14 protein-coding genes are annotated in these 14,080 nt (G+C 34.5%); 13 read left to right on the forward strand and 1 reads right to left on the reverse strand.

Annotation, left to right across the window (positions count from 1 at the left end):
- Positions 1 to 24: 24 nt before the first annotated feature.
- The 7 genes from AABK36_RS15100 to AABK36_RS15130 all read left to right on the forward strand — a co-directional run bounded on the left by AABK36_RS15100 (position 25) and on the right by AABK36_RS15130 (position 4,684).
- Positions 25 to 276: a DUF7660 family protein gene (locus AABK36_RS15100; RefSeq protein WP_309938051.1), complete on the forward strand. Its 252-nt coding sequence runs from the start codon at positions 25 to 27 to the stop codon at positions 274 to 276.
- Positions 269 to 676, forward strand: coding sequence for a hypothetical protein (locus AABK36_RS15105; protein WP_309938050.1), 408 nt, complete (start codon positions 269 to 271; stop codon positions 674 to 676). Before AABK36_RS15100 ends, AABK36_RS15105 begins: the two co-directional genes overlap by 8 nt.
- Positions 677 to 795: 119 nt before the next feature.
- Entirely contained in the window at positions 796 to 1,470 is a 675-nt protein-coding gene (locus AABK36_RS15110; RefSeq protein ID WP_309938049.1) for a haloacid dehalogenase type II, read from the forward strand.
- Positions 1,471 to 1,593: 123 nt separating this feature from the next.
- On the forward strand, positions 1,594 to 2,121 hold the full coding sequence (locus tag AABK36_RS15115) for a hypothetical protein (protein ID WP_309938048.1): 528 nt from the start codon (positions 1,594 to 1,596) through the stop codon (positions 2,119 to 2,121).
- Between the two features lie 2 nt (positions 2,122 to 2,123).
- Positions 2,124 to 2,327, forward strand: coding sequence for a helix-turn-helix domain-containing protein (locus tag AABK36_RS15120; RefSeq protein ID WP_309938047.1), 204 nt, complete (start codon positions 2,124 to 2,126; stop codon positions 2,325 to 2,327).
- A gap of 137 nt (positions 2,328 to 2,464) precedes the next feature.
- Positions 2,465 to 3,871, forward strand: a complete 1,407-nt coding sequence (locus tag AABK36_RS15125; protein ID WP_309938046.1) for an alpha/beta hydrolase family protein — start codon at positions 2,465 to 2,467, stop codon at positions 3,869 to 3,871.
- Between the two features lie 294 nt (positions 3,872 to 4,165).
- Positions 4,166 to 4,684: a hypothetical protein gene (locus AABK36_RS15130; RefSeq protein ID WP_309938045.1), complete on the forward strand. Its 519-nt coding sequence runs from the start codon at positions 4,166 to 4,168 to the stop codon at positions 4,682 to 4,684.
- 44 nt (positions 4,685 to 4,728) lie between these two features.
- Here AABK36_RS15130 and AABK36_RS15135 read toward each other — a convergent pair whose 3' ends face one another.
- On the reverse strand, positions 4,729 to 5,265 hold the full coding sequence (locus AABK36_RS15135; RefSeq protein ID WP_309938044.1) for a hypothetical protein: 537 nt from the start codon (positions 5,263 to 5,265) through the stop codon (positions 4,729 to 4,731).
- A gap of 255 nt (positions 5,266 to 5,520) precedes the next feature.
- Between AABK36_RS15135 and AABK36_RS15140 the strand changes: the two genes are divergently transcribed.
- The 6 genes from AABK36_RS15140 to AABK36_RS15165 all read left to right on the forward strand — a co-directional run bounded on the left by AABK36_RS15140 (position 5,521) and on the right by AABK36_RS15165 (position 13,927).
- The gene (locus AABK36_RS15140) at positions 5,521 to 6,180 is read left to right on the forward strand and encodes a tetratricopeptide repeat protein (protein WP_309938043.1); all 660 of its coding nucleotides are present in this window, start codon (positions 5,521 to 5,523) and stop codon (positions 6,178 to 6,180) included.
- Positions 6,181 to 6,713: 533 nt separating this feature from the next.
- Positions 6,714 to 7,424 (forward strand): porin family protein, encoded by a 711-nt coding sequence (locus tag AABK36_RS15145; RefSeq protein ID WP_309938042.1) that lies wholly within the window; start codon positions 6,714 to 6,716, stop codon positions 7,422 to 7,424.
- Positions 7,425 to 7,964: 540 nt separating this feature from the next.
- Positions 7,965 to 8,546 carry a DJ-1/PfpI family protein gene (locus tag AABK36_RS15150; protein WP_309938041.1) on the forward strand — a complete coding sequence of 194 codons (582 nt, stop codon included), beginning with the start codon at positions 7,965 to 7,967 and terminating at the stop codon, positions 8,544 to 8,546.
- A 601-nt stretch (positions 8,547 to 9,147) separates the two neighbouring features.
- Positions 9,148 to 10,278, forward strand: a complete 1,131-nt coding sequence (locus AABK36_RS15155; RefSeq protein ID WP_309938040.1) for a hypothetical protein — start codon at positions 9,148 to 9,150, stop codon at positions 10,276 to 10,278.
- A gap of 417 nt (positions 10,279 to 10,695) precedes the next feature.
- A complete protein-coding gene (locus AABK36_RS15160) occupies positions 10,696 to 13,059 on the forward strand; it encodes a T9SS type A sorting domain-containing protein (protein ID WP_309938039.1) in 2,364 nt (787 codons plus the stop codon).
- 124 nt (positions 13,060 to 13,183) lie between these two features.
- Entirely contained in the window at positions 13,184 to 13,927 is a 744-nt protein-coding gene (locus tag AABK36_RS15165; RefSeq protein WP_309938038.1) for a hypothetical protein, read from the forward strand.
- Positions 13,928 to 14,080 lie beyond the last annotated feature (153 nt).

The following is a 14,080-nucleotide window of genomic DNA, read 5'->3' on the forward strand; positions in this document are numbered from 1 at the left end:
ATTTATTCACTTTAAACAACAGACATGGACTATTTATCAATAGAAGTTAATGATCGCAAAAGCTTTTCAGAGTTTCTAAGCTTACTACACGCCGAATACATAACAAATGGCAAAAACTGGGAAAACAACAATTTAGAATTATTTCTAGAAGCTTTGCAAAGCTACACTGAAGATATAGACGGATACTATAAAAATACAGAACCTAATATAAATCCTGAAAAAGCATCATGGAAACTATTTTCCGATTTACTGAAAGGAGCGACAGTATATGAATAATGACCGCCTACCCTATCAAGAAAGACTAAACCATCCGGAAGACTTTAAGGTGAAATACCGTTTTTACAGCGAAAGTGAAGGCGGCAGAAAAGAAATGCCTATTCAAGGCTTGCGTTCCGACTTTTGGTACGAAGATAAAAACCATACGATGAAAGGCAACTTTATCATTTGGCCTGAATTTGAAAATGAAGATGGAGAATTGATCGTATCGGGAAAAGTACTAAAGGAAGGAGTTGCCCGAATGTGGATCATCAATAATGAATCAAGACCTTATCATCAAGAGAGAATAAAAATAGGCACCAAAGGCTACTTCATGGAAGGTATAAGAACGGGCGAATGCGAGGTCATCGAAATTGTTGGACTGGAAAGCAACCCCATCATAAATAAAGCAAAAGCATAATTTCAATCATCTCCACAAAGGCTGAACAAAAACACACTCTAGCTGTCCTACAACTAAACAACTTCAAAGCTACTATAAAATTATGATAACACTTGAATGAACAGCTAAACTAAAAAAGTATGATAAAAGCAGTTTTTTTCGACATGAACGAAACCTTGTTGAATCTTAGCTTGCTTCAAGCTCAATTTGACAAATACTTTGATGATAAATACTCCCTAAAGTATTGGTTTACAAAACTGCTGTATAGTTCAAGCATAATAGGAATTATGAACGAATACAGAAACTTTGGAGAATTAGCGAATGTTGCTTTGGAAAATCTATTCTTTGAAAACAACAAGCCTTTGAGCGCTAAGTTAAAAAATGAAATTCTCGGAAAGTTCAAAAACTTGCCAGCCTATGAAGATGTTCCTCCAACTCTTGACTTGCTCAGAAAGAAAGGAATACGTGTCATCGCAGTATCCAATTCTTCATTGGAAATGATTAAAGAACAATTATCAAATGCAGGAATAATCGACAAGTTTAATGCTTATTACTCAGTGGACAGTGTTAAGAAATACAAGCCTTTCGAAGATATTTATCAATATTCCGCCAAGCAAGAAGGATTGAAAATGGAAGAAATAATTATGGTCGCCACTCACGATTGGGATTTATTTGGCGCTAAAAAAGCAGGGTTGAAAACCGCGTATATAAGCCGAAATAAGGAAATTTATCATCCATATTACTTGCAAGCGAACTTTTCGGACTCCAGTTTACCTGATCTGATAAAGCAAATTATAGACTCGAACCACGCATGAAACAACTGATCTTCATTAAAAATCAATATCATAAATCGAAAATAAATTAATGTTTATCGATAATTTTTTAATTATTAAAAATATTTCAATTACCTTTATCATAAATAAAAAGATAATTGAACTATGAAAAACAAAATATCCTTGACCTTTATTTTTCTTTTCACGGCATTATGGCTGGGCAGCAACTACTATTTCATAAGCTTGAAGCCTGAATTTGCAGATCAGTACACTGCTATTTCCCTGCCTATCGCTTTGATATTTTTTGGTTTGCTGCTATTCAATTTCGCAATCCGAAAAAACCTAAAATTCGAATCTTATTTTAAAAGCCCTTTCAACATATTAACGCTCGCTTTTTACAAAAACTATCAAATAGACTTGCCTAAAGACTTGCTCTATATAAAAATGGATGAAGTGTTGAGAACGAATGGTTTTGAATTGGTGGAGAAAGATGAACAAAAGCAAAAACTATTGGCCATCACAAAATTTAATTTTTTGTCATGGGGAGAAAATCTTTATGTCAAAATCAACGAGCAAAATGGCAATACTGAAATTGAGTTTTGTTCGGCGTCGGTATTTTCCATCACATGGGGAAGAAATAAAAGAAATTTCGACAAACTAGTAAAAGGATTGGATAACGCTTTAATCATATAATCATGGCTATAATAGTAAATCTTGATGTAATGCTCGCTAAGAGAAAAATGAGGCTTAAAGACTTATCTGAAAAAGTAGGCGTTTCCGTTGTCAATCTCTCGATACTCAAACAAGGAAAAGTAAAAGCTATTCGATTTTCGACCCTGGAAGCCATTTGCGAGGTTCTCGATTGTCAACCCGGCGATCTGCTTGAATATAAGAAGTAAATAGTTTTGCTTCTTATTTCATCTCATTTTTTGGAAATATACACATGACCAACCGTTATTTTCAATTATCAGTAAAAAACTCTAATAAAAACTCTCTCATACCCCTAATTCTCATAACCAATAAACGAAACAATAAAATGAAAAAATCCATCTTAACTCTTATTTTAACAGCTTTTGCTTATTTCTCATTTGCCCAAGACATTTCCGGCAGTTGGAATGGTTCTATCGAATATCTAGGAAGCAATCTTACAATTGTTTTCAATATTCAAAAAACCGATTCCGCTTATATATCAACCATGGATAGTCCGGATCAAGGCATATACGGAATCAAGGTCGATTCAACCTCTTTCGAAAATTCCATTTTGAAGATCAAAAGCATAGCCCTTGGCTTCAAATACAATGGCATGCTAACTAAGACGGGAACTATCGATGGAACATATTTAGAAATGAGTCAATCTTTCCCTTTAACTCTGACGAAAGGAAAAGCCAACAAAAAGGAAATCGTCAGATTTCAAGAACCTCAACAGCCTTATCCTTACTATACTGAAGAAGTTGAATTTGAAAATGCGAAGGATAATGTCACTCTGGCCGGAACGCTTACATTACCCCAAAAAACAGGCAAATACCCCATTGTTATTCTCATATCAGGAAGCGGTCCTCAAAACAGAGATGAGGAAATATTAGGCCATAAACCATTTCTGGTTCTTGCAGACCACCTGACACGGCAAGGCATTGGAGTCCTAAGGTATGATGACAGAGGTGTTTATCAGTCTACTGGAGACTTTCCCTCCTCTACTTCTGCGGACTTTTCAACTGATGTCGAAAGCGCTGTCAAATATCTAAAAAAAAGAAAGGAAGTAAACAAAAAGCAAATTGGCTTGATAGGCCACAGCGAAGGCGGATTAATCGCCCCTATGGTAGCTGCAAGGTCTAAAGATATCAATTACATCGTTCTGATGGCAGGTCCGGGAATGCCTGGCGATGAATTAATGATTCATAGAGAAGAACTAATTCTTAAAAAAACAGGGCTGGATGAACATTCTATTTCAGAATCTATCAAGCAAAGAAAGGAAATATACGATGCCATAATAAAAGCAAATGACCTGAAAAGCTTGGAAATAACACTAACTCGCATTTACAATAAGAGGTTTGAAATATCGCCTGAACCTTTACCGGAGGGAATGACAAAAGAAGACTATATTGCCTCAAAAGCAAAGATTTGGGCAAACCCATGGATGTCATACTTTATCAAATACGATCCATCAGAGAACCTGAAAAAGGTAAAATGCCCAGTATTAGCCGTCAATGGCGAGAAGGATGTGCAAGTGCCTTCAGAAAAGAACCTGAAAGAAATCAAAACGCATATTGAAAGCGGAGGGAATTACAAAGTCACAGTTGAGGAATTTCCAAATTTAAACCATCTATTTCAAAATTGCGAAACCGGATTTCCCGATGAATACAGTCAAATAGAAGAAACCTTTTCACCGATTGCCTTAGATAAAATTTCTACTTGGATTTTATCGAAAATTAACCAAAATAAATAGAGCAACGATTAAAATAATGATAGCTATACTATAATATGTTATTGGCAAGAATTTAAAAATAATGGTTCAAACAAATTCAAATTAAGACGAATCAGAAAAAATACATGTAAGAGCCTGCCCAGTATAATTTCTCATTTGAGATGCTAGAATAAAAAAACATATTAAACAATTACAGCACCTCTTTTAACCCTATATTTGTAAAGATCTCATGTACTGGTTATTATATGCAAATAGAATTCATTTTCAAAACACCAAACAAGCTTAATAAAACTTCATTCATTACTTGACAGAAGCATGAAATACTATTACAAATTTATAGATGAAAATAAAACAGAATGTTTTTTAGAAATGGATAGCGAATTCTATTGCGAAAGAGCTATTTTCAAAACTCAAGATCTTTTGGTAAATACTTATCTAACCATCGAAAAAAAATCCTGCTTTTTACCTGAAGGCTGTTTGAAAGAATGTTTAAAGTTCATGAATCCTAGTTCTATAGCGGAGTTTGATACGCTTTGGAATGAATCCATGAAGGCATCTGAATCCGATTGGAATAAGCTGAAGAAGAAATATAAAATTGGCGATGTGGTTGATTCCAAGATCCTATGCTTTTACCCTCAAGGAGTTATTTCCAACTTTGGAGAAGGCTTTAACGCCTTGTCTGATTATGAGTCGTGCAAGGAAAAATTTGGAGATGAGCACATGTCCCTAGGTTACATCATGAAATTAATCATCGCTGAATTTGACGACACAAATAAAATCATCCATTTGAATACGAATGCAGAGCACACTCTACCCGACGATTTTAAAAAATGATAAGCACATTGAATAAAGTACGCTCTGCATAATACCTTCAAAGGTTATTCTATTCTCACCAATTTAAAATTAATTTCCATTTTCACATCCTCCATATCCATCTGGCTATTCGTATACATTTGTTCGGCTTGTATCTCCATATACTTGTCTGTAGACTCCAATACTTTAAAATCCACAGGAACGTTTTCTCTAAAGATTGAATTAGACGCAAAATCCTTCATCATCTTGCCATCATTAAGTTTGGTCGGTGTAATTTTTATCACTCTTCTATCATCATAGTAATCCCATCTTCCGCTATAGTTCAAGCCTTCAAAAGTATTGTTCCTTTTGAAATTAATCGTATTGGCGCTTATCTCTTTGTAAAGAGCATCAGTATCGGTCATCATCTCCAAAGGCATCATCATGCCTGTGGTCGGTTCCACCTCCATACGAATAGCAGGCTCTTCAAATCTATAATTTCCAGCGATATTATTTTCAAGACTATTCCCCGGGCTTGAATTGTTATCATCTTTGCACGCTACGAATACTACAGAAGCCATAAAAGCAAAAAGAGCAACCTTAATGAGTTTAATATTTTTCATAATTCAAATATCTGTTTGCCTGAAAAACATGCGAACAAATTACTTTGTTGTTTCTGATTAAATTTTGCCTCAAAAAAAACTTTTTTCTCACCTCATAATTAAGCATAACCTTATAGGCAAGCGAATTAAAAAACTGCTCAAATAAGAATTCATATACGTAATTAAAACACCTCTTTCGTATATTTCTTTAAATTTCAATTTTTTAGAATTAACATATCATTATTCATCGACCTATATTCACTAAATAAAAAATATATGAGCTTAAATAAAAATCTCTGGGAAGAGCTTAAACAGAAATCGAGCAATGGAGACCCTGATGCTCAAAATGACTTGGCAATGTGGTATGAAGAAGGCTATAATAATAAAGAATTTATAATTGAGAAAAATCTGGTAAAAGCCGCCTATTGGTATTTGCAATCAGCCAAATCTGGTAATCCTGAGTCGCAAGATGCAATCAGCAGGCTACTTAGCCTTGGCCAAGGAGTCGTTTTGGATATAGCAAAAGCGAAAGAATGGGCTTTGAAATCTATTGAACAAGGAAATTCCACAGCTGCGTATAACCTTGGAACAATCTACCGAGATCAATCTAATTTTGAAAAAGCATTTGAATATTACTCCCTTGCTTTAAAAATGGGTAATAAAAGCGCTTTGCTTCAAATAGGCTTGTGTTATTACTATGGTATTGGAACTGCATCAGACTACGCAAAGGCCAATAAGCTATTCGAACAATTAACAAACGAAGAGCAAATCGCTGAGCGCGAGATTGATGAAGCTAATTATTATATTGGATTAGCATATTTGAATGGAAATGGGCAAGACAAATCGATTCAAGCCGCAAGAAAACACTTTCTTTTGGCCAATAAAGACGAAGATCATGAGCAAGCTTCACTGATATTAAACCTGATAGGCAGATAGCATTATATTAAGCAAGACCTTAAAATAAACTTTCTGTTGAAATAGATCTTTCAAACAAATTCGATACATAGGAAGTACGCAAGACAATAATTTGAACTTGAAAAAAAGACATCCCTAATACGATTTACATTCCATATAAAAAAGACGAAAGAGATCACTGCACACCCTGACATATCAAATACTTATGTGCCCTATTGCGATAGCATCAATATTAATGCTTCAACAAAAGGAGCTCTAAAAATGGCAGTATCTAGATTTAAAACAATGGAATTAATTGGACTGTGATATCGAATGGCTGAAGTTTTACGAATAAGCGGCCTAAGGCTACCAATTTCACAAAGGGAAAAATACAGTTTATACTTGTTATAAATCATCTAAAAAATTTTGCATTATCACAACAAGAAGCTCAACAAATACTATTCTATCTCACACTAACCTAATTTAAACATATATTACATTAATACAATTAATACCTATGATTATGTATTTTAATTATGAATATTTGAAATAAAATAACTAAAACACATAATTTCATGAAATCAAAATTTATAATTATCATTCTCCTTTCAATTATCTCTGTAAAATTGTCAGCGCAGAAAAAAGTTCATTTTGGACCTAAAATTGGCGTAAATTATTCCATAGCAAAAATTGACAGCGAGCTGATTGAATCAAAGTTTGAGCTAGGCACATCATTAGGGTTTTTCACTGAATTCAGACTGTCCAAAAAAATAAGATTACAACCAGAGTTAGTGTTAATGTATCAAAGATATCAACATTCAGCAGATATGTATAACTTTGTTTCATCATTAGAACCTTTCGGTAATGATGCGCAAATAGTAATAACATCAACAGATCAAAATAAAAAAACAAAATCTGATGGAATATACCTTCAAATGCCTATAATTTTAAAATACTATATCAATGAGAATTTTAATTTACAAATAGGTCCAGAAATCGGATACATTTTATCAACTGGAAGCGAAGGAGTCAGCACTGTGGATATGCATCAATCACTAGCATATTGGGGGAATATTGGAGTAGGGTATCAAGCTAATTCTGGCTTCTTTATTGATTTGAGGTACGCGCATGGATTGAATAACATTTCAAAAGATAAAGTTTTACAAAGCGATATCCACTATATAGATGAAAACGGTAATGAAACTATCATTAACAATGATCAAACAGTACCAACAATAGCAAAACACTTAAGAAGTTTTCAATTGTCTGTAGGTTGGGCGTTTTAAAAAATCGAAAAGGAGATAAAGGTAAGTAACTTGGACTTATCTTTATCGACCTCTCGCGGCATTTCTTTTCACCTAATCAAGTTTTCCAACAAAGTGATTTTCACTCCTATTTTATAAAACGTATAATTCCAATCCCTCGATTGCTTTGTTTGAGTCTAACACATTTCAAATGACGACACTCCCAAGCACCCATTCGACTCATCTTTAATTTCATCCATATTTATTGTAAAATCACCTATGAATAAATAAAAAAATAGAGTGGCAATTAATTCAGGATGTCTGTAGGAATTCATTTTTTTAGGATGGACGAAGCGCTAAATTGAAAGATATTAGATTGGCCATTAAAAAAGGGGGGAAATTTATATCAACTCATTTATCTTTTTGAATAGACTCTCTCTTCTCGTTACACACTCATTAAAATAAATTTGAATATTCATTAAGCAATAGCCTTCATCATTTAATAATCTAATAAATTGTCATTTACAGGATTATTCATCTAATTTATATAGACTTATTATTCACATTCAAATTTTTAATCCCATGAGAAAAATACTTTTACTTACTGGAGACTTTGCTGAAGATTATGAGACAATGGTTCCTTTCCAAATGCTACTGATGCTCGGTATGGAAGTTCATGCAGTATGTCCTGATAAAAAAGCAGGCCAAACCGTTAAAACGGCGATTCATGATTTTGAAGGTGACCAAACTTACACTGAAAAGCCCGGCCATAACTTTGCGCTGAACTACGACTTTGATCAAGTAGATGCAAAGGATTACGACGGAATTGTAATTGCCGGTGGACGCGCACCGGAGTATTTGAGACTTAACGCCAAAATCATCGACATCGTAAAGGCTTTTGAAGAAGAGAAAAAGCCAATAGCAGCCGTTTGCCATGGAATTCAGATTCTGACTGCCGCTTTCGTTGTTCAAGGGAAAAAATTGACATGTTATCCTGCGGTTGCTCCTGAAGTTACCTTGGCTGGCGGTGAATATATTGATGTGCCAGCTGACGATGTCGTTGTAGATCAAAACTTAGTAACTTCTCCCGCTTGGCCTGGCCACCCTAAATTCATCCGAGAATTTATTGAAATGTTAGGAATAACTGTAATCGAAAAAAACTAAACCCTGCATACGATTTCCCAAAACACACCAATATTTATTCTCTTTGGAAATGCCTTAATAACTTATCCTTTAAGGCATTTTTAAATTTATCTTTTCTAAATGCCTTTGCGTCTCATGCTATCCGACTTCTGAAGGAATAGTAAATTCTTTGCCTGCATGGAAAACAACTTACTAAGTTTCTCTACTGAATTCCTGTCCTTGTTATCCATAAAATAGCATCCGCGAGAGAATGTATTTTACTTCTAATTAAAAGTCATCACATTTGGACTACATTCCTAAATATACACACATTATTCTATTTCAAGCTCGTTCGAATCACTGCTCTGAATGCTGAAAACTCAAAATCTATGATCTTAACTTTTCATTCAATTTTGATTAGTAAAGATTCTATTTTTTCATTAAAAATACGAGGTTATTTTGGTCTATAGAAAAGTTGTACAACAAGGCGAAAATACACAGATTGATTAAAATTATAAAGTTTATATCAAATATATATTTACCTAAAAAAATTCACATTAAAAAATATACGAACATTAAATAGTTAAATATTTAATTATTTAGTTTAATTTTACAAACAATAAATCATTTAAACTAAATTAATATGTTCAAACAAAACCTCTTACTAATCCTATGCATTATACTACTTCAAAATGTATATGGGCAGGAACAACAAAATATCATGTTCATGGATGTAAGAAATGCCAATGGCACAAAAATGAATGAAGACCAAATTAACTTCATAAACAAAATTACGCGAGTAGCGGCAAACGAATACAAACAAAACATTCCCGACTGCGCTGTACTATTTGTCGGCGATGAAGAACGCAACCAACTGGCTCAATCTTCTGGTTTTTTCTCTGTGAATTGGAGCACATTCAACCAATTCAGCTGCAATCGAGCATTGCCTGATATGAAAGTAAATGCTTATATACTTCCTACATATGATATAAAAGCCGAATTATTGCATTTCACATTATACAATTTCAACAATCAAAAATTGTATAAATCAAATATTCCTCTCACAAAAAAAGATCTGAAAAAACAATCAAAAAACATCAGTGACGACAATCCTTTCGAGGGTATGGACACATTCATTCAAGATAATATTTGTCCGGAAGAAGAAGTAACTTTGAATTTAGATAATTCTATTAACCTGCTTTCAACAAGTAATTATGAATCTTTGCAAGAACAGATCAAAGCTGACTTAATCAAGTACTTAAAAACAGCATATTACAGTGCCAATCCTGTGGTAAAAGCCAGCTTTGATGTAGGCCGCGATGACCCAGGTATGATTGTAACTTCATTATTTCAAAATGCCTATATGATCTACCCCAACGCAAGCATTGACGAAAGAATTGCTTTTGCAAATGACATGGCTTTTATATTGAAGATATATACTCTCTTCTCCATACACTCTGGAGAACTAGAAACAGCAAAAAAAGCCAATGACCGACTTTACAGTGTCAAACGAGGAGCTAAAAGCTATGAAAATACTTATCAAGCCCTCAAAATCATATTAACTTGCTTGAATTCTTCTGACTTAAGCTCCCAAGAACTTTATCAATTAGGAATCGATGCGCGAAAGAATGCGATGGAGCAATCCGGAGAAATCACCAGTTTTGATAAAGAGTATTTCTCTTTACATAAATTAGTGATCAATAACTCAAAAGATGGCCGCCAATACGACAAAAAACTATTCGACTTATCTCAAAGCTTTTCAGTTCCTATGTAATATCTTTTGACTATGATTATTTTTATGCTGCTGCTTACTATGAGAATCGTATTCGGCAGCATAAAATATCCTTCAAATTAGCTTTTTCAATATCGTCTGACTTTAAATTTTCAATTTATCATTAAGTATTTTAGCGTTTTTTGAACCTACTCACAACTCATCCATCTTACACAACGTTACGAATCCAAGCTTTACAATCGTTTGCATGCCTCAGAACAATGGACTGATTAGCCTGCGAAACGGCTTGAACCGGAGTCTTAAAGTTCTTCATCAGCCCCATATTTAATATCACTAAAATTGAATTTGATCAATATTAAATCTGATAAATTCAATTATCCAATTAACAAAACATTAACAACTACTTATGCATCATTTCTATACATTTGAAATATTACCATTTTCAATATTACAAATGTCATGAAAAAAACTACTTACTTATTTTTATCGCTCTTGATTTTAACGTTGCGAAGCTATAGCCAAACGAGCTATACATCCGTTGGAAAATTCGATCCGAACAATCCTCAGGCTACAATAACCAAAATCAAAGATTGCCATGCTATTTACAGTCAAGATATCGCGGTTAACAGCCTCTTTGATCCTGTTATCGAAAGACATGTGATTGAGATCTGCCCTGAAAACCCCAGAATTCAAACGTCCTTCATAACCATCTCTACGGATAAAAACGATGATTCAGTCAACAATAATAGCTTCGAAATTTATGAAGGAAAATTTGAAGATGTATGGGCAGTCACTCAATTCAAACAAGAACTAATACTCACAAACACCCCTTTGTATCTCAATGAGATCATTTACAACGACGGTTTCAAAATCATGTCCAAAGACACCATAAACGGATGTCTTACCGTAGTCTGGGATGTATACACTTATGATGATGTGAATATAGAGATTAAAACCGATTGCGCCAGCAAGTGCAAAAGCATAGAGTCCTTTATCGATCCTGTGAATATAGATGGCATTAAGCACAATAGATTTCTCAACACAAGCAAAAGCATTTCCGCTAGCGGATACGGAGGGGTAGATTTCTTAATTCTCAATGATAGTCTAAATGCGTATTTGAACACAAATGGAATATATGGACTTGACACGAGCATGCCTTCGCGATATGACAGTTTGCTTAATTATGAGCAATCGGATGAACTATCGAGCTTCAACTGGATCATAGATGGAGCAAAAGGTCTGGATGAAAATCAATTCACTTCATTCTTCGTCGATCAGGGATTAAATAATGTAATCGTTCAACTTTCTATTAATGACAATAGTTCAGGCCTATTGCATGATACCACAAAAGTGAGAACTTGCGAAGCTACCTCCATGCCTTTGCATATAAAATACATAAGCGATCAATTTGACCAAGCCCCATTCTCTTCTTCTGATATCATTGAAGTGCCATTAAGCATTAATGATTTACATTTTTACCCTAATAGCATAAAGCCTGAAATTGTTGAACTAGAATGCAATTACCCAAACGTTTATTTCGAGCAAAACGAACCGTCGCTTATACCAGACGGAGAAAACTATTCAGGCGCAAGGCTTGAGCACATCATTCCATGCAATTACTTTAATATTCAAAAAGGAGATATAGAAAGCTTAGAAATAGAGCTGGAGCATTCTTATGTCGGAGACTTGTCATTAATATTAGAATCCCCGGATGGCAAACAAGTGAAGCTATTATCCCCTAACAGATTTAATGGGGCTTCATTTGGCAATCCTTTCACCTACCAGAAAGACGGTCAATGGACTGATGCCGATGACGGCAAAAGAGACAACATGTCTCCCCAATACGGGCAAGCATACAAGTACATTTGGAGCGCAACAGAAGGAATTGAGTTGAGCTATCATTATCAAACCAAAGATGATAACCTTCCAAACAATAATAATGCTTTCCCTGAAGGCACTGTTTTCAAGATTGAGGGAGATTTGGATACATTCATTGATAGTCCTGCCCATGGGATATGGAAGCTGATATGTTATGATCATAAACTAGGAAACAACGGTTTTATTAAGAGTTTCAAAATTAATGCTCCGATACTCGAATACTCTTTTTCCCCACAAATTCCCCCAAATGAATATTGGGAGATTTATTCCATGGATAAAAGCTTGCTCTTTGATTTTCCAAAATTTGATGAAAATGAAATAAATTACATTCAAGACGAATTCATAGGCCTTGATTTTTATGGATTATACATCAATCGATACGAATCAGGAATTCCTTTCCCTATAGAAGACCAGCCCAGCAAAACTCAAATTTATTCGTTTTACTGGACTGACGAACCTATCTTCGAAGTAGAAGAATCCATCACTCATATCAATATTCACAATGGAATTAACACAGGGTCTGTTGAGCTCTCAGTTGCAAACGGCCTAGCCCCTTACACTATCACAACCTCATCGCCTCATGGCCAAGAAGGCATGAGATTCACACAGTTAGAAAGCGGCCAGCATGAATTCACTATCATTGATGCCGTAGGCAATATGGAATCTCATATGATTACGATAAAGAACAGTGATATCGTGCTTGGCTCAATCGACGCAAAAAATAACATCAGCATTGATCCAAACCCTTTTGAAGACTACATGCTAATCAATAACAGCAAGTACTTAAACTCGCTTCAGATTACAGACCTTCAAGGAAAGGCAGTCATAGAACTGGACAACGATATTCCCAAGCGACTTGACACAAGCCAATTAAGTTCTGGAATATACATGATCATATGCGTTACCGATGAAGGCAACCAAACTTTCAAATTGATAAAGAAATAACCTTTTGCACACATGACTTTGAGAGAAGAATAGCGAGGTACAATCTAATTACGCTAAGATAGCATAGGAATCAATCGATTTACTTTGCTATTTTAGCGTTAATAGTATATTAAAAACGCTGAAAATGAAAAAAGAAGTATTTTTAATTATTTTACTGACAGTTTGCTCTTTTAATCTTTACAGCCAAGACTTTGATTGCTCTACATACTACAAGAAATACTATGAAGACCTGAATAACGACGCCTTAAACCCCAACAAAGAATGTATCAATAATCTAGACGCATTTTGCGCTGGCGTTAAACAAGGTTTGGAATCGAAAGAATTATCCATCAAGCAAATTGGAAGCCCTGATCATATCGGAACTTGCTCTTATGCATCTTATGAGAACTATGGCGTCAATTTGATTATGACAGGTGGTATCATAGATGATGCAAAAGTCAATGATGAAAATGCCGGCTTTAACTTTATCATGAAACAACGAATCCAAGATAGCCTAGGACTGGAAACTTACAAAGGTTTAGGCAAAAAAGACAGCAAATGGATTGAGCTTAATTCTGATCTGATAAAAGCTTTTTGCAATACATTAGTCATAGAGAATGCAACGGATTCAACTATCATTTTAATAATTGATGAAATAAAAATCGCTAAGACAGATTTTAAAAATCTAGACGGGGTGATCTTTACAGACGCGCTAGGCAATGACAAATTTTCTTACAATGACCTATTAAACGGCATAAAAATAAATTGCACTGGAGATAGAAATAAGCGCGGATTTCTGCTTCTTGATTTCAAAGAATATTCGAACCCAAGATTTTGCAAATGCAAGCTTATGCCTAGATGGATCGTTCCAATTCGAACAAAAATATAAAAGCTAAGTCAAGTTCGTAAATTTTCCTTTGCACATACATTCCCACATCAATCCGCATACCTATTCCAATACACTGCATCATTTGATGTCTTGATTAGATATTTTTTCATTCAATTTCAAATACTTTGAGAATATACTGATTTGGTTGATTCA

Source organism: Aureibacter tunicatorum (genome assembly GCF_036492635.1).
Classification (GTDB): Bacteria; Bacteroidota; Bacteroidia; order Cytophagales; family Cyclobacteriaceae; genus Aureibacter; species Aureibacter tunicatorum.

Coding starts and splice junctions, on each gene's coding strand:
- AABK36_RS15100 (WP_309938051.1), top strand. CDS start 25: ATGGACTATTTATCAATAGAAGTTAATGATCGCAAAAGCTTTTCAGAG.
- AABK36_RS15105 (WP_309938050.1), top strand. CDS start 269: ATGAATAATGACCGCCTACCCTATCAAGAAAGACTAAACCATCCGGAA.
- AABK36_RS15110 (WP_309938049.1), top strand. CDS start 796: ATGATAAAAGCAGTTTTTTTCGACATGAACGAAACCTTGTTGAATCTT.
- AABK36_RS15115 (WP_309938048.1), top strand. CDS start 1,594: ATGAAAAACAAAATATCCTTGACCTTTATTTTTCTTTTCACGGCATTA.
- AABK36_RS15120 (WP_309938047.1), top strand. CDS start 2,124: ATGGCTATAATAGTAAATCTTGATGTAATGCTCGCTAAGAGAAAAATG.
- AABK36_RS15125 (WP_309938046.1), top strand. CDS start 2,465: ATGAAAAAATCCATCTTAACTCTTATTTTAACAGCTTTTGCTTATTTC.
- AABK36_RS15130 (WP_309938045.1), top strand. CDS start 4,166: ATGAAATACTATTACAAATTTATAGATGAAAATAAAACAGAATGTTTT.
- AABK36_RS15135 (WP_309938044.1), bottom strand. CDS start 5,265: ATGAAAAATATTAAACTCATTAAGGTTGCTCTTTTTGCTTTTATGGCT.
- AABK36_RS15140 (WP_309938043.1), top strand. CDS start 5,521: ATGAGCTTAAATAAAAATCTCTGGGAAGAGCTTAAACAGAAATCGAGC.
- AABK36_RS15145 (WP_309938042.1), top strand. CDS start 6,714: ATGAAATCAAAATTTATAATTATCATTCTCCTTTCAATTATCTCTGTA.
- AABK36_RS15150 (WP_309938041.1), top strand. CDS start 7,965: ATGAGAAAAATACTTTTACTTACTGGAGACTTTGCTGAAGATTATGAG.
- AABK36_RS15155 (WP_309938040.1), top strand. CDS start 9,148: ATGTTCAAACAAAACCTCTTACTAATCCTATGCATTATACTACTTCAA.
- AABK36_RS15160 (WP_309938039.1), top strand. CDS start 10,696: ATGAAAAAAACTACTTACTTATTTTTATCGCTCTTGATTTTAACGTTG.
- AABK36_RS15165 (WP_309938038.1), top strand. CDS start 13,184: ATGAAAAAAGAAGTATTTTTAATTATTTTACTGACAGTTTGCTCTTTT.